10 protein-coding genes are annotated in these 18,201 nt (G+C 72.2%); 6 read left to right on the forward strand and 4 right to left on the reverse strand.

The window, feature by feature from the left end:
- Positions 1-13 precede the first annotated feature (13 nt).
- Complete coding sequence (locus tag ACMTAK_RS32215) at positions 14-11,719, forward strand: type I polyketide synthase (RefSeq protein ID WP_413809416.1); 11,706 nt, start codon at positions 14-16, stop codon at positions 11,717-11,719.
- 54 nt (positions 11,720-11,773) lie between these two features.
- Here the strand turns inward: ACMTAK_RS32215 and ACMTAK_RS32220 are convergent, their stop codons facing one another.
- The 3 genes from ACMTAK_RS32220 to ACMTAK_RS32230 are packed head-to-tail and all read right to left on the reverse strand — an operon-like array spanning position 11,774 to position 12,647.
- Positions 11,774-11,989: a hypothetical protein gene (locus ACMTAK_RS32220; protein WP_413809417.1), complete on the reverse strand. Its 216-nt coding sequence runs from the start codon at positions 11,987-11,989 to the stop codon at positions 11,774-11,776.
- A complete protein-coding gene (locus ACMTAK_RS32225; RefSeq protein WP_413809418.1) occupies positions 11,989-12,309 on the reverse strand; it encodes a hypothetical protein in 321 nt (106 codons plus the stop codon). The genes ACMTAK_RS32220 and ACMTAK_RS32225 overlap by 1 nt, the downstream gene beginning before the upstream one ends.
- A complete protein-coding gene (locus tag ACMTAK_RS32230) occupies positions 12,306-12,647 on the reverse strand; it encodes a hypothetical protein (RefSeq protein ID WP_164433242.1) in 342 nt (113 codons plus the stop codon). Before ACMTAK_RS32230 ends, ACMTAK_RS32225 begins: the two co-directional genes overlap by 4 nt.
- A 219-nt stretch (positions 12,648-12,866) precedes the next feature.
- Between ACMTAK_RS32230 and ACMTAK_RS32235 the strand changes: the two genes are divergently transcribed.
- The 5 genes from ACMTAK_RS32235 (at position 12,867) to ACMTAK_RS32255 (ending at position 16,731) form a co-directional block, all read left to right on the forward strand.
- Positions 12,867-14,081: a helix-turn-helix domain-containing protein gene (locus ACMTAK_RS32235; protein ID WP_413809419.1), complete on the forward strand. Its 1,215-nt coding sequence runs from the start codon at positions 12,867-12,869 to the stop codon at positions 14,079-14,081.
- A complete protein-coding gene (locus tag ACMTAK_RS32240) occupies positions 14,078-14,653 on the forward strand; it encodes a flavoprotein (protein ID WP_164433255.1) in 576 nt (191 codons plus the stop codon). The genes ACMTAK_RS32235 and ACMTAK_RS32240 overlap by 4 nt, the downstream gene beginning before the upstream one ends.
- Positions 14,634-15,692: a hypothetical protein gene (locus ACMTAK_RS32245; protein ID WP_413809420.1), complete on the forward strand. Its 1,059-nt coding sequence runs from the start codon at positions 14,634-14,636 to the stop codon at positions 15,690-15,692. Before ACMTAK_RS32240 ends, ACMTAK_RS32245 begins: the two co-directional genes overlap by 20 nt.
- Positions 15,693-16,154: 462 nt before the next feature.
- A complete protein-coding gene (locus ACMTAK_RS32250) occupies positions 16,155-16,439 on the forward strand; it encodes a hypothetical protein (protein ID WP_413809421.1) in 285 nt (94 codons plus the stop codon).
- Between the two features lie 178 nt (positions 16,440-16,617).
- A complete protein-coding gene (locus tag ACMTAK_RS32255; RefSeq protein ID WP_413809422.1) occupies positions 16,618-16,731 on the forward strand; it encodes a DUF397 domain-containing protein in 114 nt (37 codons plus the stop codon).
- Between the two features lie 152 nt (positions 16,732-16,883).
- On the opposite strand, the gene ACMTAK_RS32260 is transcribed toward ACMTAK_RS32255, so the two are convergent.
- Complete coding sequence (locus tag ACMTAK_RS32260) at positions 16,884-18,140, reverse strand: nucleotide sugar dehydrogenase (RefSeq protein ID WP_413809423.1); 1,257 nt, start codon at positions 18,138-18,140, stop codon at positions 16,884-16,886.
- Positions 18,141-18,201: the final 61 nt, after the last annotated feature.

An 18,201-nucleotide genomic window follows, 5' to 3' on the forward strand; every position in this document is an offset into this window, starting at 1 on the left:
GGGAAACGCACGTATGAATGAGGAAAAGCTCCGCTACTTTCTCAAGCGGGTGACCGCCGACCTGCACGAGACCCGGCGCCGCCTGCAAGAGGTGGAGTCGGAGGACCAGGAGCCCATCGCGATCGTCGGCATGAGCTGCCGCTACCCGGGCGGGGTCGGCTCGCCCGAGGATCTGTGGCGGCTGGTGTCCGAGGGCGGGGACGGCATTTCCGAGTTCCCCACCGACCGCGGCTGGGACATCGGGCGGCTCTTCGACGACAATCCGGACGGCGCGGGCACGAGCTATGTCCGGGAGGGCGGTTTCCTCCACGACGCCAACTACTTCGACCCGGCGTTCTTCGGCATCAATCCGCGCGAGGCCCTGGCGATGGACCCCCAGCAGCGGCTGCTGCTGGAGACCACCTGGGAGGTGTTCGAGCGGGCGGGCATCGACGCCACCTCCGTGCGCGGCACCCGTACCGGTGTCTTCGCGGGCGTCATGTACCACGACTACGCCTCGCGGCTGCGCGCCGTGCCGCCCGGCGTCGAGGGCTACCTCGGCACGGGCGGCTCCAGCAGCATCGCCTCCGGCCGGGTGGCGTACACCTTCGGACTGGAGGGTCCGGCGCTGACCGTCGACACGGCGTGTTCCTCGTCGCTGGTGACCCTGCACCTGGCCATGCAGGCGCTGCGCAACGGCGAGTGCTCGCTGGCGCTCGCGGGTGGTGTCACCGTGATGTCGACGCCCGGCACGTTCACCGAGTTCAGCCGCCAGCGCGGGCTGTCCTTCGACGGCCGCTGCAAGTCCTTCGCGGCGTCCGCCGACGGCACCGGCTGGTCCGAGGGCGCGGGCATGCTGCTGGTGGAGCGGCTGTCGGACGCCCGCCGCAACGGCCACAAGGTGCTGGCCGTCGTCCGTGGCTCGGCCATCAACCAGGACGGCGCGTCCAACGGTCTGACCGCGCCCAACGGCCCGTCCCAGCAGCGCGTCATCCGCCAGGCGCTCGCCAGCGCCCGGCTGACGGCCGACCAGATCGACGTGGTCGAGGCGCACGGCACGGGCACGACGCTGGGCGACCCCATCGAGGCGCAGGCGCTGCTCGCCACGTACGGCAAGGAGAAGCCCGCCGAACGGCCGCTGCTGCTCGGCTCCATCAAGTCCAACGTCGGCCACACCCAGGCCGCCGCCGGTGTCGCCGGGATCATCAAGATGGTCAAGGCGATCGAGCACGGCTATGTGCCCAAGTCCCTGCACATCGACGAGCCGTCGCCGCACATCGACTGGTCGGCCGGGGCCGTCTCGCTGCTGACCGAGGGCCGGCCGTGGCCGGAGACCGGCCGTCCGCGCCGCGCCGCCGTGTCGTCGTTCGGCATCAGCGGCACCAACGCCCATCTGATCATCGAGCAGCCCCCGGCGGAGGACCCCGAGGGCGAGGAGCCCGCCGAGGGCACGGTGGCACCCGCCGAGGCCACGGTTGTCCCCGCCGAGGAGACGGCCGCGCCCCGCACCCTCCTCCTCCTGCCGTGGCTGGTGTCCGGCAGGGGCGAGGACGCGCTGCGCGCCCAGGCCGCCCGGCTCCACGCCTACGTGGCCGAACGCCCGGATCTTGACCCGGTGTCCCTCGGCCACTCCCTGGCCACCACCCGCGCCGCCCTGGAGAACCGCGCCGCCGTCATCGCCGGTGACCGCGCCACCTTCCTCGACCGCCTCGCCGCGCTCGCCTCCGGCGAGCCCGCCGCCGGGGTGGTCCAGGGCGTGGAGACCCGGGGCAAGCTGGCGTTCCTCTTCACCGGCCAGGGCAGCCAGCGCCTCGGCATGGGCCGCGAGCTCTACGAGACCTACCCGGCCTTCGCCGAGGCGCTGGACGCGGTGTGCGCCGCGCTCGATCCGCGCCTCGAACGGCCGCTGAAGGACGTGCTGTTCGGGGACGACGCCACCGCGCTGGACCGGACCGGCTTCACCCAGCCCGCGCTGTTCGCCATCGAGGTGGCCCTCTTCCGCCTCGTCGAGTCCTGGGGCCTGAAGCCGGACGTGGTCTCCGGCCACTCCATCGGCGAGATCGCCGCCGCGCATGTCGCGGGGGTGCTCTCGCTCGACGCCGCCGCCCTGCTGGTGGCGGCCCGGGGCCGCCTCATGCAGCGGCTTCCGGGCGGCGGCGCGATGATCGCCGTCCAGGCGTCCGAGGACGAGGTGGCGCCGCTGCTCACCGACCGGGTGAGCGTCGCCGCGCTCAACGGCCCGACGTCGGTGGTCATCGCGGGCGACGAGGACGCGGCTCTGGAGATCGCTTCCGGTTTCGAGGCCGAGGGCCGTAAGACCAAGCGCCTCACCGTCAGCCACGCGTTCCACTCGCCGCTGATGGACCCGATGCTGGAGCCGTTCCGCAAGGTCGCGGAGAGCCTGACGTACGAGGCCCCGAAGATCCCGGTGGTCTCCAACCTCACCGGCGGCATCGCGCCCGCCGCGGAGATCGCCACCGCCGACTTCTGGGTCCGCCATGTCCGCGAGGCCGTGCGCTTCCTCGACGGCATGCGCACGATGGAGGCGCAGGGCGTCACCACCTACCTCGAACTCGGCCCGGACGGTGTGCTGTCCGCGCTCGGCCAGGAGTGCCTGGCGGGCGAGTCCGAGCACGTGGCGTTCGCCCCCGCCCTGCGGTCCGGCCGCCCCGAGGCCGAGACCCTGACCACCGCCCTGGCCACCCTGCACACCCGGGGCACGGTCCCCGACTGGGCGGCGTACTACGCGGGCACCGGCGCCGAGCGCGTCGAGCTGCCCACGTACGCCTTCCAGCGCGAGCACTACTGGCTGGACGCGGGCACCGCCTACGGCGACGTCTCCTCCGTCGGCCTCGGCACCGCCGACCACCCGCTGCTCGGCACGGCCGTCTCCCTGGCCGACGCGGAGGGCTTCCTCTTCACCGGGCGGCTCGCGCTGGACACCCATCCGTGGCTGGCCGACCACGCCGTCATGGGCGCGGTGCTGCTGCCCGGCACGGCGTTCGTGGAACTGGCGGTGCGCGCCGGTGAGCAGGCCGGATGCGATCTGGTGGAGGAGCTCACCCTGGAGGCCCCGCTGATCCTGCCCGAGCGGGGCGGGGTCCAGCTCCAGATCGCCGTGGGCGCCCAGGACGACACCGGCCGCCGCACCCTGGCCCTCCACTCCCGCCCCGACGAGGCCGGAGACGACGAGCCGTGGCTGCGGCACGCCACGGGTGCCTTGGCGGCGGGCACGGTGGAGAGTTCGTTCGACCTGAGCGCCTGGCCACCCGCCGGAGCGGAGCGCATCGAGACCGACGGTCTGTACGAGGGCCTGGCAGAGGCGGGCTTCGGCTACGGCCCGGTCTTCCAGGGCCTGCGCGCCGCCTGGCGCACCGACGGCGCGGTCTACGCCGAGGTCGCCCTCCCCGAGGACGCCGACCCCGGCGCCGCCCTCTTCGGCCTCCACCCGGCCCTGCTGGACGCCGTCCTGCACACCATCGGCCTCAGCGACCTGACCGAGAACCCGGGCCAGGGCGGACTCCCCTTCTCCTGGAGCGGCGTCCGCATCCACTCGGTGGGCGCCGACACGGTACGCGTCCGCCTGTCGTCAGCGGGAAACGGCACGGTGTCCCTCCAACTCGCGGACGTGACGGGCGCCCCGGTGGCCACGGTGGACCGCCTCGCCCTCCGCACGGTCTCCCAGGACCAACTGACCACCCCGGGCACCGCCCCCGACGCCCTGTTCACGGTGGACTGGACCCCCGTCCCGGCAACGTCCGAGCCGCTGCCCGAGGACAACTGGACGACGATAGGCCCCAACACCCCCTACCCGGACCTGTCAGCCCTGGCCAGGGCCATCGATTCCGGCACCCCGCCGCCGGAGTACGTAGTGGTGCCCCTGAACCAAGCCGGTCCGGCAAATCAAGCCCGTCCGGCGATTGAGGACACGCCCGAAGGGCGTACCCATCCGCACGCAGACGGCGCGGCACTCGAATGCCCGGGTGCGGCATCTCCAGCCCGTCCGGCGCTTGAGGACCGGGGTCCAGGGGCGGAGCCCATGGTTACGGGAAGGGGCGGGATTGGGGAAAACCCCACCGAAGCCGCACACCAAGCAACAACCCAAGCCCTCACCCTGCTCCAGTCCTGGCTGGCCGACGACCGCTTCGCGGACTCGCGTCTCGTGGTCGTCACCTCCGCGACCGACCTGGCCCACGCCGCCGTCCGCGGCCTGGTCCGCTCCGCCCAGTCGGAGAACCCGGGCCGTCTGGTCCTGGTCGAAGCCGACGCGGACACCTCGTTGAAGTCCCTAGCGACGGCCGTCGCAACCGGCGAACCCCAGGTGGCCGTGTTCAACGGCGAGATCCGGGCGCCGAAGCTGGCGCGGGCAGGCGTGGACGCCGACCGGGAGACCCCCGAGTGGAACCCCGACGGCACGGTCCTGATCACCGGCGCGACCGGCACCCTCGGCACCCTCTTCGCCCGCCACCTCGTAACCAACCACGGCATACGCCACCTCCTCCTCGTGAGCCGCCGCGGCGAAAACGCCCCCGGCGCCGCCGAACTCACCGCCGAACTCACCGAGCTGGGCGCCGAAGCCCACTGGGCCGCCTGCGACGTAGCGGACCGGGACGCCCTCGCCGCAACCCTCGCCACCATCCCGGCCGAGCACCCCCTCACCGCCGTCGTGCACACCGCAGGCGTGCTGGACGACGGCGTGATCGCGTCCCTCACCCCCGACCGGCTCACCACTGTCCTCCGCCCCAAGGCGGACGCGGCCTGGAACCTGCACGAGCTGACCCAGGACGCGGACCTGTCCGCATTCATCCTCTTCAGCTCGGCCGCCGGCGTCTTCGGCGGCGCTGGCCAGGGCAACTACGCCGCGGCCAACGCCTTCCTGGACGCCCTCGCCGAGCACCGCCGCGCGGGCGGCCTGCCCGCCACCTCCCTCGCCTGGGGCCTGTGGGCCGAGCCCGGCGGCATGGCCGGAGACCTGGACGAGGCGGAACTCGCCCGCCTCCAGCGCGGAGGCATCGCCGCCATCACCGCCGACCAGGGCCGAGAGCTGTTCGACCTGGCGAACGCCACGGACAGCGCGCTGCTGGTCCCCATGCCCCTCGACCTGGCCGCCCTCCGGGCACAGGCAAGCGCCGGAATGCTGCCGCCGCTCTTCCGCGGACTCGTCCGCGTCCCGCCCCGCCGCGCGGCCCAATCCGCCGCCGCGAAGGATGGCGCGCTCGCCCAGCAGCTGGCCGGGGCGGCGTCCGAGGCCGAGGCCGAGGCCATCGTCCTCGGCCTGGTCCGTACGCAGGTGGCGGCCGTGCTCGGCTACGCCGGGCCCGAAGCGGTCGAGCCCCAGCGCGCGTTCAGCGAGGTCGGCTTCGACTCGCTCACCGCCGTGGAGCTGCGCAACCGACTGACCGCCGTCAGCGGCGTCCGGCTCCCCGCCACGCTGATCTTCGACTATCCGACCCCCGCCGCCCTCGCCGCGTATCTGCGGGCCGAGGCCCAGGGGAGCCAGGAGGACGCGGCGGAGCCCGTGGCCGCCGCCACCGCACACGACGACGACCCGATCGCGATCGTGGCGATGAGCTGCCGGTTCCCCGGCGGGGTGACCTCGCCGGAGGACCTGTGGAAACTGGTCACCGACGGCGCGGACGCCATCACCGACATGCCCACCGACCGCGGCTGGGACATCGAGTCGCTCTACGACGACGACCCCGACCAGCAGGGCACCAGCTACGCCCGCAACGGCGGGTTCCTGCACGACGCCCACCACTTCGACCCCGTCTTCTTCGGGATCAGCCCGCGCGAAGCCCTCGCCATGGACCCACAGCAGCGGCTGCTGCTGGAGACCACCTGGGAGGCGTTCGAGCGCGCGGGCATCGACCCGGCGACCGTGCGCGGCAGCCGGACCGGTGTCTACACGGGCGTCATGTACAACGACTACGGCACCCTCCTGCACCGCGCCCCCGAGGGCCTCGAGGGCTACATGGGCACCGCCAGCTCCGGCAGCGTCGCCTCGGGCCGGGTGTCGTACACCTTCGGTCTTGAGGGTCCGGCGGTCACGGTTGACACGGCGTGCTCGTCGTCGCTGGTCACCCTGCACATGGCGGTGCAGGCGCTGCGCAACGGCGAGTGCTCGCTGGCGCTCGCGGGCGGTGTCACCGTGATGGCCACCCCCGGCACCTTCGTGGCCTTCAGCAAGCAGCGCGGCCTCGCGACCGACGGCCGTTGCAAGCCCTTCGCCGCGGCCGCCGACGGTACGGCCTGGGGCGAGGGCGTCGGCATGCTGCTGGTCGAGCGGCTGTCGGACGCGAAGAAGAACGGCCACCCGGTCCTTGCCATCGTGCGTGGCTCGGCGATCAACCAGGATGGCGCGTCCAATGGTCTGACGGCGCCCAACGGCCCGTCCCAGCAGCGTGTCATCCGGCAGGCCCTGGCCAACGCGCGGCTGTCCGCCTCGGAGGTGGACGTCGTGGAGGCACACGGCACCGGTACGACGCTGGGCGACCCGATCGAGGCGCAGGCGCTGCTCGCCACCTACGGCCAGGAGCACACCGAGGACGAGCCGCTCTGGCTGGGCTCGGTGAAGTCCAACTTCGGCCACACCCAGGCCGCGGCCGGTGTCGCCGGGATCATCAAGATGGTCAAGGCCATCGAGCACGGCGTGCTGCCGAGGACCCTGCACGTGGACGAGCCGTCCCCGCACGTGGACTGGACGGCGGGCGCGGTGTCGCTGCTCACCGAGCAGACCGAGTGGCCGGAGACCGGACGCCCGCGCCGGGCCGCGGTGTCCTCGTTCGGCATCAGCGGCACCAACGCGCACACCATCATCGAGCAGGCCCCGGCGGAGCGGCCCACGGCCACCGACACGGCCGCACCCGAGCCGGGTCCGCTGCCGTGGATCCTGTCCGGCAGGAGCGAGACGGCGCTGAGCGCCCAGGCCGAGCGGCTGCTGGCCCACCTCGACGCCCACCTCGACGCCCACCCGGGACCGCGCCCGGCCGACGTCGGCTACTCCCTGGCCACCACCCGTGCCGTCCACGACCAGCGCGCGGTGCTGGTCGGCACGGACCGCGAGGACTTCACCCGCGCCCTGACCGCGCTCGCCCGGGGCGAGGCGGCGGCCCAGCTGGTGCGGGGCACCGGGACGGCCGGCAAGACGGCGTTCGTGTTCCCGGGGCAGGGGTCGCAGTGGGCCGGTATGGCGGTGGCGCTGATGGACACCTCGCCCGTCTTCGCGTCCCGTATCCATGAATGCGCCGCCGCGCTCGCGGAGTTCACCGACTGGTCGCTGGTCGATGTGTTGCGCGGCGCGGAGGGCGCGCCGTCGCTGGAGCGCGTGGATGTGGTCCAGCCGGTGCTGTTCGCGGTGATGGTGTCCCTCGCCGAGCTGTGGCGCTCGTTCGGGGTCCGGCCGTCCGCCGTGGTCGGCCACTCCCAGGGCGAGATCGCGGCCGCGTGCGTGGCCGGAATCCTGTCGCTGAGGGACGCGGCCCGTGTGGTGGCGCTGCGCAGTCAGGCGATCGGCCGGGTGCTCGCGGGCAAGGGCGGCATGGTGTCGGTGGCGCTCCCGGTGGCGGACGTACGGGAGCGCATTGCCCCCTGGAGCGAGGAGCGCATCTCTGTCGCGGCCGTCAACGGCCCCTCCTCGGCGGTGGTCTCGGGCGAGCCGGAGGCACTGGACGAGCTGCTCGCGTCCTGCGAGGCCGATGAGGTGCGGGCGCGCCGGGTGCCGGTGGACTACGCCTCGCACTCCGCGCAGGTGGAGCTGCTCCGCGAGGAGCTGCTGGAACTGCTGGCCCCCGTACAGCCCAGGGCGGCCGAGGTGCCGTTCCTCTCGACCGTCACGGGGGAGTGGGTCGACGGCTCCGAGCTGGACGCCGAGTACTGGTTCACCAACCTCCGTCGCACCGTCGAGCTGGAGAGTGCCGTCCGCCGCCTGCTGGACGAGGGCTTCGGAGCCTTCATCGAGTCCAGCGCGCACCCCGTCCTCACCATGGGTGTGCAGGAGACCGCCGAGGACGCGGGCCGTGAGGCCGCCGCGATCGGCTCGCTGCGCCGCGACGAGGGCGGCCTGGTCCGCTTCCACACCTCGCTGGGCGAGGCGTGGACGCGTGGCGTGGCCGTGGACTGGGAGGCGGTGTACGAGGGGACGGGCGCGGCCCGTGTCGAGCTGCCCACGTACGCGTTCCAGCACGAGCGCTACTGGATCGAGGTGCCGCTCTCGGTGGGCGACGTCGCCTCCGCCGGTCTCGGCGCCGCCGGGCATCCGCTGCTGGGCGCCGCCGTCGAACTGCCCGACTCCGACGGCTTTCTGCTCACCGGGCGGCTCTCCCTCCAGACCCACCCCTGGCTCGCCGACCACGCCGTGTCCGGCACCGTGCTGCTGCCGGGGACGGCCTTCGTGGAGCTGGCGATCCGCGCCGGTGACCAGGTCGGCTGCGATCTGCTGGAGGAGCTGACCCTGGAGGCGCCGCTGATCCTGCCCGCCCGGGGCGGGGTCCAGCTGCGGCTGACCGTCGGCGCGCCCGACGAGAGTGGCCGCCGGGCGCTGGAGGTCTACTCCCGCCCGGAGCCGGACGCGGACCGGGGCGGTGCCCCGGACGGGCCCTGGAGCCGCCACGCCGGCGGCGTGCTGGCCTCCGGTGACGCCACCGACGGCGGAGCGGACCTGTCCGTATGGCCGCCCGCGGATGCCGTCGCGCTCGACGTGGACGACCTCTACGAGCGGTTCGCGGCGGGCGGCTTCGGCTACGGCCCGGCGTTCCAGGGGCTGGAGGCCGCCTGGCGGCGCGGCGAGGAGGTCTTCGCCGAACTGCGCCTGGACCAGCGGCAGCACCGCGACGCCGCGCTGTTCGGGCTGCATCCGGCGCTGCTGGACGCCGCGCTGCACGGGGTCGCGCTCGGCGACTTCCTGGGCGCCGGGGCCGACGGCATCCGGCTGCCGTTCTCCTGGAGCGGGGTCACCCTCCACGCGGCGGGCGCCACGGCGCTGCGCGTACGGATCGCCCCGGCCGGTCCTGAGGCGGTCGCGCTGACCGTCGCGGACGGATACGGCGGCGCGGTCGCGTCGGTGGACTCCCTGGTGCTGCGGCGCATCGCCCCGGAGCAGCTACGCGCGGCCCAGGTGACGTACCACGACTCGCTGTTCCGGCTGGAGTGGGCGCCGGTGCCGGCGCCCTCGGCGGCCCCCGGGGCCCTCCGCTGGGCCCTGGTCGGCGAGCAGGCCGCCGCGAACGGCGGGGACCCCTTCGGCCTCGTCGAGGCGCTGGAGTCCATCGGCGCCGAGTGTGCCGTCTTCCCCGATCTGACCGAGCTCGCGGCCGTGGTGGCCTCGGGCAGCCCCCGGCCGGATGTCGTCCTGCTCCCGCTCACGGGCCCCGCCGGTGGCGGTGGCGGCCATCTGGCGGAGGGCGCGCGGCTGGCCACCCACGCGGCGCTGGACACCGCGCAGTCGTGGCTCGCGGAGGAGGGCCTGGCCGGGGCGCGGCTGGCGTTCGTCACGCGCGGGGCGGTCGCCACGTCCCCGGACGCCGAGGTGTCCGACCTGCCGCACGCGCCCGTATGGGGGCTGATCCGCACCGCGCAGACCGAGAACCCGGACCGGTTCCTGCTGCTCGACCTGGACGACGAGGGGGCGTCGGCGGACGTGCTCATGGCGGCCGCGGCCGGCGGCGAGCCGCAGCTCGCGGTCCGCGCGGGCGCCCTCCACGCGCCCCGGCTGGCCCGGGTCGCCGCTCAGGAGGGGGACCGGGCGCCGGAGGGGCTGCCGGAGTTCGACCCGGACGGCACGGTCCTGATCACCGGCGCCACCGGTGTCCTCGGCGGACAGCTCGCCCGCCATCTGGTGGCCGAGCGCGGTGTGCGGCATCTGCTGCTCAACAGCCGCCGCGGCCAGCGCGCCCAGGGGATGCCCGAGCTGGTCGACGAACTGACCGCGCTGGGCGCCCAGGTGAGCGTGGCGGCCTGCGATGTGGCCGACCGCGAGGCGCTGTCCCTGCTGCTGGCCGAGGTGGACCCGGCGCATCCGCTCGCCGCCGTCGTCCACACCGCCGGAGTGCTGGACGACGGGCTGCTGCCCGCGCTCACCCCGGAGCGGATCGACACGGTCTTCCGGCCGAAGGTGGACGCGGCGCTCAATCTGCACGAGCTGACCCTGGACCTGGGCCTGAAGGCGTTCGTGGTGTTCTCGTCCGCCGCCGGTACCTTCGGCGCGCCGGGCCAGGCCAACTACGCGGCCGCCAACACCTTCCTGGACGCCTTCGCCGCGCACCGCCGCTCCGCCGGGCTGCCCGCGCTCTCGCTGGCCTGGGGCCTGTGGGAGCAGCGCAGCGCGATGACCGGCGGCATGGCGGACGCGGACGTGGCCCGTATGGAGCGTTCCGGGATGGCGCCGCTGACCTCGCGGGACGGTCTGGAGCTGTTCGACACGGCGTGCTCGGTGGGAGGTGAGGCGGTGCTCGTACCGCTGCGCCTGGACATCGCGCCGCTGCGCGAGCAGGCCGCCGAGGGCGCGCTGCCCGCCGTCTTCCGCGGGCTGGTCCGGACCCCGGCCCGGCGCCGTACGGTCTCCACCGGCGCGGCCGACACCGGCGGCCCCTCGCTGGCGCGGCGGCTGGCCGGGCTGGCCGGGGCGGAGCGCGAGCAGGCCGTGCTGGACCTGGTGCTCGGCCAGGCCGCCGCGGTCCTCGGCTTCGCGGACCCGGAGGCGGTGGGCGCCGCGCGGGGCTTCCTGGAGCAGGGCTTCGACTCGCTGACCGCCGTGGAACTGCGCAACCGGCTGGGCGCCGCGAGCGGGCTGCGGCTGCCCCCGACGCTGCTGTTCGACCACCCGACGCCCGAGCTGGTCGCCCGGCAGCTGCTCGCCCAACTGGCCGGTGCGGTGGCCGCCGAGGGCGGCGCGGTGTCGGACGCGGCGCGGGACGAGGCGGCGGGCGCGGAGCCGTCGGCCGTGTTCGGCGCGATGATGCGGGAGGCAGGACAGTCCGGTCGGCAGGAGGAGTTCACCCGCCTGCTGATGGATCTCTCTCGCTTCCGGCCCTCGTTCGGATGCGCCGCCGAGCTGGACAGGGCGCCCGCGCTGGTGCGGCTCGCGCGCGGTGAGACCGGGCCCGCGCTGGTGTGCTTCTCCTCGATCCTGTCGATCGGCGGCCCGCACCAGTACGCCCGTTTCGCCGCCGGATTCCGCGGTCACCGGGACGTCCTCGCACTGGGCAACCCCGGCTTCGTCGCCGGGGAGCGGCTTCCGGCCAACCCGGAGGCGGTGGTCGAGGCGCAGGCCGAGGCGGTGCTGCGGGAGACCGACGGGGCGCCGTTCGTACTGCTGGGTCACTCCTCGGGCGGGCTGCTCGCCCATGAGGTGGCCGCGCGGCTGGAGAGCACCGGGGTCTTCCCGGACGCGGTCGTCCTGCTCGACATCTACTCCCACGACCGGGACGCGGCCGTCGCCCTCCAGCCCGGCCTGAGCGCCGGGATGGACGAGCGGAGCGCGGGCCAGGTGCCGGTGGACGACACCCGGCTGCTGGCCATGGGCGCGTACTTCCGGCTGTTCGGGGAGTGGCGGCCCAAGGAGGTCAAGACGCCGACCCTGCTGGTCCGGGCCGGGGACCGGCTCTTCGACTGGTCCCGCGACGGCGACTGGCGGTCGTACTGGCAGCTCCCGCACACCGCGCTCGATGTGCCGGGCAACCACTTCACGATGATGGAGGAGCACGCCGCGACGACGGCACGGGCCGTGGCGGACTGGCTGTCCTGACGGACGGACGGCCTGTTGCCACCCCACAGGGGTGCCAACAGGCCGTCGTCGTGTTCAGAGGAGCTTGAATCGGCCGGGGTTGTTGTGGTGGCGATGGCGGGGGCACTGGCACGGTGGCCACGCCTGCCCCAATGAGTAGGTGTCGCTCTGCTTCCCGTTGAGGACGGTCACCATCGCGCGCCGGGTGGTGACGATCCCGTTGTGCGCCACGGTGTAGACGCGCATCGTCATCTTCGGCCGTTCGTCCCGGTCAGGCCGGTTGTCGGCCATCAGCGGTCCTCCGCTCCCGGCACGGGGGCGAGGAGTTGGAGCAGGCTGCGCAGGCTCCGCTTCACCGCGCCGAGGTGGTAGGTCAGTTCTTCGGGCGTGGCATCGGCCAGATCGAGGGTTTCGGCTCCCGTGAGGGTCTGTCCGGCGACGATCACGACAGCCTGCTCAAGGCCGTCGCGGGTGGGCTTTCCGGCCACGACGCACGCGGGGCACAGGCCCGAACGCGGCTCGGTGGGGGCGTGGGGCCCGAAGTCGCCGGGCTTGGCGCACAGAGCGCACCCGGGGGAGAGGACGGGAGTGACCCGTCCGCTGGCGGTCACCGGATCACCACCATCCCGTGCGGCGCACACAGCAACTCCACCCGTGGACGGCTCTTGCACCGCTGTTCGTGCGCGATGGCGTAGGGCCGGACCATGCCCGCCTCGTGGCCGTCCGGCGGACCGGAGATCACCCGGAACTGGAGGGTGGAGGTGTCCCCGTGCGCCGCCGACGCGGCCCCAGCGGGCACGCCGGACACCAGCACCGGGCGTGGCGTCGGCGCGTCCCGGCGCCGCACGGTAGGGCGGTCGTCGGCAGCATCGGCGTCACGGTGACGACCGGACGACGGCAACAGCAGCCGCAGCAGCGCTTCGAAGATCCACGCGATAGCGTGGGCCATACTCATCAACCTCCAAGCGGCTGAGGGTCACGCCCCCGGACCGGTCGCACGGTCGCGGGGGTCTGTCTCGTGGCCTGTCGGGTACGTATCCCGACCCTTGTCCTGCGGGGGTTGGGGCCGGCGTGGCCCGTTTCCCGTGTCGGGCGACAGTAACCGCGGTATAACCGTGCGTAAGCACGCGAAGTGCGTGCATGACCGGCGAATTTCTGCGAGGTCGTGATGGACACCAGCGGAATTGGTCGGCGTATCGCCTACTGGCGTGGCCGACGGTGCTTGACTCAAGCGGAGTTTGGCGCCTTGATGGGTAAGTCCCGACGGTGGGTGCAGGACATCGAGGGCGGTCAACGGCAGTCCGATCCGCGGTTATCTGTCCTGGAGCGTGCGGCGGAAGTGCTTCACGTGCGCCTTGAGATGCTGCTGTCCGATCGAGACATGCGGGCAGATACCGAGTGTGTCGACGCGGCGGAGCTTGCGGAGATCCGTGCTACGTTGCACCGGCACGACGTCTTGACCGGGGCTTTCGTCGAGCCAGACCCCGTGGACATGGATGCGCTACGGCGAAACGTGGCCTACGGGTGGATGGCGTTTCAGGCGTCGGACTATTCGCCGTTGGGTCGTGTCCTGCCACCGTTGATCGTGGACGCCAACCGCGCCGCCGTACAGGCCAGTGGAGATGCGCTGCGCTCCGCACAGGCACTGCTGACGCTGGTGTATCAACTCACGGTGGCGGCTGCTACGAAGTTCGGGGATGACGCGCTGGCGTGGCACGCGGCGGACCGGGCCATCATGGCGGCCGAGCGTTCCGGGGACGCCGTTGCCATCGCGGGAGCTGCACGGCACGTGTGCGACGCGATGTTCCACCGTGGGAACAGTCGTGAAGCGGTCGACTTTGCCACCGCGACGGCCAGTCGGCATGAGCGGGATCTTGTACGCAGCTCCCAGGGGCTCAGCGTTCTGGGCATGCTGTACCTGAAGGCGTCCATGGCGGCGGCCCACGCCGAACACCGCGGCCAGGTTCCGGACCTTCTCGAAGCGGCCGGGGACGCTGCCGAACGGCTTGGTGCCGACGGCAATGCCCTGTGGACCGCTTTCGGCCCGACCAACGTCAGCATTCATCGCGTCTCGGCCCTCGCGCGCATGAACGACGGGGCCGACGCCGTGGCCGCTGCCGTTCAGATCGAGCAGACCGGCCTGAACGCTCTGCCTCGCGAGCGCCGCGCGGCCCACTTGGTCGACGTGGCCCGTGGCCTCACACAGGCTGGACGCCGCGAGGAAGCGGTGACGAAGTTACTCGAAGCCGAGCGGGAGGCACCGGAAGAGGTGCACTGCCGTCCGCGGACCCGGCGGCTTGTCGAGGACCTTCGCCTACTCGGTGCCGGTTCGGCCGAAGGACGCTTGCGGGGGCTCGCCGGCCGTTGTGGACTTCCCGCATGACAGATTCCCGTGTGCTCTACCTGATCGCCTGCGCTGCTCCGCCTGCTCAACGCATCAGAACCGGTATCGAGAAGGCGCAGGCAGCGGGGTGGGATGTGTGCCTGGTACTCACCCCATCGGCCGCTCGGTGGCTTGATGAGGAACTGCCGGAATTGGCCGAACTGACCGGGCACCCGGTGCGCACGGCGTACAAACTGCCGCAGCAGGCGGACGTCTTCCCGCCACCTGACGCTCTTCTCGTGGCCCCGGCCACCTTCAACACGATGAACAAATGGGCGCAGGGCATTGCTGACACGCTCGCGCTCGGACTCGTCACGGAAGCCATCGGGCTGCAACTTCCAGTGGTCGCCCTGCCGTATCTCAACCAGGCACAGGCAGGACATCCGGCCCTGGGGCGCAGCGTTGACTTCCTACGGGCCAATGGCGTCACCGTTCTTCTTGGGGGAGACGGATTCACTCCGCACATCCCCAAGCAGGGCAACGTAGATGCCTACCCGTGGGATGTGGCCTTGGCCGCCCTTAGCCCTCGGCACGGACCCGGTCGAGGTACTCATGACGATCGGAGAGGCTGACGTGCACCGACGCCGGTTCCTGACTGCCTCCGCCTACTCCATGGCCGCCACCGTGCTGCCGCTGGGCTACGTCAAGGAGATGGCCGAACGCACCGCTGCCGCCCGCGGCGGAGCCGTCATCGGCGCCGCGGAGGTCAGCGCGGTGCGTGACATGGTGGGGCTGTTCGCCGAGATGGACGAACGCCTCGGCGGCCAGCACGGACGGGCCGCGTTCGTGCAGAACCTCATCACCGACATCGTGCCGCTGTGCCAGGCCCGCTTCCGCAACGACGACCTGCGCTGCCAGATGCTCTCCGTCGCCTCCTCCGCCGCCCACCTGGCGGGATGGAAGGCATACGACTCCGGAGAGCAGGGCCTGGCGCAGCGGTACTACATGCAGTCCTTCGCCCTGGCGTTGGAGTCCGGCGAACCCGGCCAGGACGGGTTCGTGATGTGCACCATGTCTCAGCAGGGCATGAAACTGCACCGCCCCGAACACTGCCTCGATCTAGCCGCGAGCGGCCTCGCCCGTGCCCACGACCAGGTCCCGGCCCCCGCCCGGGCGTTGTTCCACATCACCCACGCCCACGCCCTGGCCAAGACCGGTCAGCGCCGCCAGGCCGTCGCCGAGATCGAAGCCGCCCGCACCGCCCTGGACACAGGCCGCGGCGACCAGGTCCCGTTCTGGGCCCTGGCCTGGGGCCCGCCGGAGGCGACCGTCGTCTCCCGCACCGCCAAGGTCCTCGAAGACCTCGGCGATCATCGGCGTGCCAGCCAGTACTACGCCCACGCCGCCGCCTCCCGCCCCTCCGATACCTACGCACGCATCGTCGCCCTGGATCTGGTCGCCGCCGCCGAGTCCCAGCTCAACCAGGGCAGCGTCGAAGAGGCATGCGCCACCTGGAGCCGGGCTATGGACCACATGGACGGCGTGGCCTCCGCCCGCACCCGCAAGGCGGTACGGAACATACGCCGCAACCTCGCCCCATACCGCTGCCGCGGGTTGCGATGCGCCGCTGACCTCGATGAACGCGCCACTAGCTTCCTCACCCGCGTCTGACCGACAACGGGCCCTAGGCACCCGGTCGTCTTCTGTGATGTGGGGTTCGCTGCCCAGTCTCCGGGCTGAGCGGATCAAGATCGCTCCCTTGGATCGCACCCGATGCGTCGGGGGTGGCTCCGGTCGTCTGCCACGGGCATGCGGAAACGACCAGGGCCGGGACCGTCCGCCCCGGACCGCTCACGAGCGTCGGGGCAGGGACGGACGGCGGTCTCAGGGCCGCGTGAAGCGGTCGGGGTTGTTGTGGTCGTGATGGCGGGGGCACTGGCACGCGTGGGGCACGAGGGCCGGGCAGCGGAGATCCGGCAGTACGAAGGGGCGTCATCCCCGGTCTCCAGACGCCGGAGCGGGTGACGTTTGTCGCGGAGCGGCAAGCCGGCCTCGTCCGGACGCCCCCGCCGCTGCTCTTCGTGATGCTGGACGAAAGCCTGTGTCCGTCGGCCCATCGGCGAACCCGTCGTCATGGACGCCCAGTTCGCACGGCTGGTCGAGTTGGCCGAGTTGCCGAACACTGTGCTCCAAGTCGCACCTCAGTCGTGCGGGTCTCGGTTCAGGATCGGGTCTCGGTTCAGGTCGGTATGGGCTTCTCGGCTCGGTCGGGTGCGGGTTTCGTCTCGCGCCTTCGGCGCAATTGAGCAGCGGCGGCGGGGGCGGGGGGCTCGCGCCGCGTCGCCGGGCGCCGGGCCGGTGGATGCGAGCGCCGGTGGCGGCACCTGCGCCCGGGAGCTGGGGCGGATACCGGACTGACGGCCCCTCCGAGCACCCCTCGATAAAACGCTTGATCTGAAGCAACTAATTTGGCAAACGTTTTGGAGAGGGGTACCCCCAACCCCTCCCGCTGTCCGGCACCGCCCCAGCCCTCGGCCAGGGGAGCCGCCACCGGCGCCTGCATAGAGGTCGCCGAGAACCTCGTCGCCTCCGCGGCGTGGTCCCCGTTCGTGGCAGCAAGGACCCGCACGGCCCAGCGCTCATGTTCGAGCTGACCGCCTGGTCCTCGTTTGTCTCTGCCGTCAGGCGCGGGGAGTTCCCCACCACCTGACCCATCCAGCAACCAGCCACCGAAGCGATCGGCCCCCGGAGCCGTCGTCGTATCGAAAGCGACGAAGCAGGCCGCCTTGCCCCAGTCGGCCGCGTTCGCCGTGGTGGCCTCGGCCCACAGCGCCAGCAGCCGCGTGTACTCCTTGGCGACGCTTACAGAACGTCGACGTTCGCGCCGGAGAGCCGGTTTCGACAGTCGAGTACATACGGCGCGTGCTCAAGGACGGTCTCGTAGTCGAATGCCGCGTGGTCCGTGAGCAGTACCACGGCGTCGGAGGCCGCGATCTCCTCCGCGGTCGCCTCTACTCGGGTCAGGCGTGCGTCGGTGCGGATGTCATCCACGACGTGCGGGTCCGCGCCGCGCACCTCGGCGCCGAGGCCGAGCAGTAGCTCAGCGACACGCGCCGACGGCGACTCGCGGGCGTCGGCAGTGTCGGGCTTGTAGGCCAGGCCGAGCAGCAGGACACGAGAGCCACTGACGGCCATGCGACGCGTGTTGAACGCCCCCATGAGCCGCCGGACCACGTAGTCGGGCATGTGGTTGTTCACATCGTTGGCGAGTTCGACGAACCGGAACGGGACGCCGACCGTGCGTTCCACCTTCCACGACAGGAATGACGGGTCGATCGGCAGGCAATGTCCGCCGACGCCGGGGCCGGGCGTGAATCTCATGTACCCGAAGGGCTTGGACGCGGCGGCGTCGATCGCCTCCCAGATGTTCACGTTGAGCGATTTGGCGAGCATTGCCATCTCGTTGATCAACGCGATGTTGACGTGTCGGAAGGTGGTCTCCAGGAGCTTGGTCAACTCGGCGGTGCGCGGGGACGAGACGGGGACGGTGCGCTCGACGATCTGGTCGTAGAACGCCTTGACGGCCTCCCGGGAAGTGGAGTCGACGCCAGAGACGACCTTCGGGGTGTTCTCCAGGTGCCAGCGCGCATTGCCCGGGTCGATCCGCTCGGGGCTGTAGCCGAGGTGGAAGTCCGTACCAGCGCTCAGGCCGGACTCCTTCTCCAAGATCGGTAACATCAGCTCCTCGGTGGTCCCCGGGTAGGTTGTGGACTCCAGGACCACGGTCGCGCCGGGGCGCAGGTGCGCGCCCACCGTGTGGGCACAGGACTCGATGTAGGTCAGGTCGGGCACGCCGTCCCGCAGCGGGGTCGGCACGGTGATCACCGCGATGTCGAACCCGGCCAGCGCGGCGGCTTCGGCGGTCACGGAGTAGGACCCGGAGTCCCGCACTGCGCGGAGCCGCGCGGACGCCACGTCCTCCACATACGACTGGCCGGCGGCGATCTGCTGAACGCGGTGACGGTCCACGTCGTAACCGACGACACGGTGGCCCACCTCTGCGGCGCGCACGGCCAGCGGCAGCCCCACGTAGCCCTGACCAGCGACAACAACATGCATGGCAGCTCCTACTACAATTCCAGTGCTTGAATGGACCGTCGTCCCTGGCCTGGCAAGGAGA

The sequence above is a fragment of the Streptomyces lacaronensis genome (genome assembly GCF_047337785.1).
In the GTDB taxonomy this organism is placed as follows: domain Bacteria; phylum Actinomycetota; class Actinomycetes; order Streptomycetales; family Streptomycetaceae; genus Streptomyces; species Streptomyces lycopersici.

Coding starts and splice junctions, on each gene's coding strand:
- ACMTAK_RS32215 (WP_413809416.1), top strand. CDS start 14: ATGAATGAGGAAAAGCTCCGCTACTTTCTCAAGCGGGTGACCGCCGAC.
- ACMTAK_RS32220 (WP_413809417.1), bottom strand. CDS start 11,989: ATGGCCGACAACCGGCCTGACCGGGACGAACGGCCGAAGATGACGATG.
- ACMTAK_RS32230 (WP_164433242.1), bottom strand. CDS start 12,647: ATGGCCCACGCTATCGCGTGGATCTTCGAAGCGCTGCTGCGGCTGCTG.
- ACMTAK_RS32235 (WP_413809419.1), top strand. CDS start 12,867: ATGGACACCAGCGGAATTGGTCGGCGTATCGCCTACTGGCGTGGCCGA.
- ACMTAK_RS32240 (WP_164433255.1), top strand. CDS start 14,078: ATGACAGATTCCCGTGTGCTCTACCTGATCGCCTGCGCTGCTCCGCCT.
- ACMTAK_RS32245 (WP_413809420.1), top strand. CDS start 14,634: ATGACGATCGGAGAGGCTGACGTGCACCGACGCCGGTTCCTGACTGCC.
- ACMTAK_RS32250 (WP_413809421.1), top strand. CDS start 16,155: ATGGACGCCCAGTTCGCACGGCTGGTCGAGTTGGCCGAGTTGCCGAAC.
- ACMTAK_RS32260 (WP_413809423.1), bottom strand. CDS start 18,140: ATGCATGTTGTTGTCGCTGGTCAGGGCTACGTGGGGCTGCCGCTGGCC.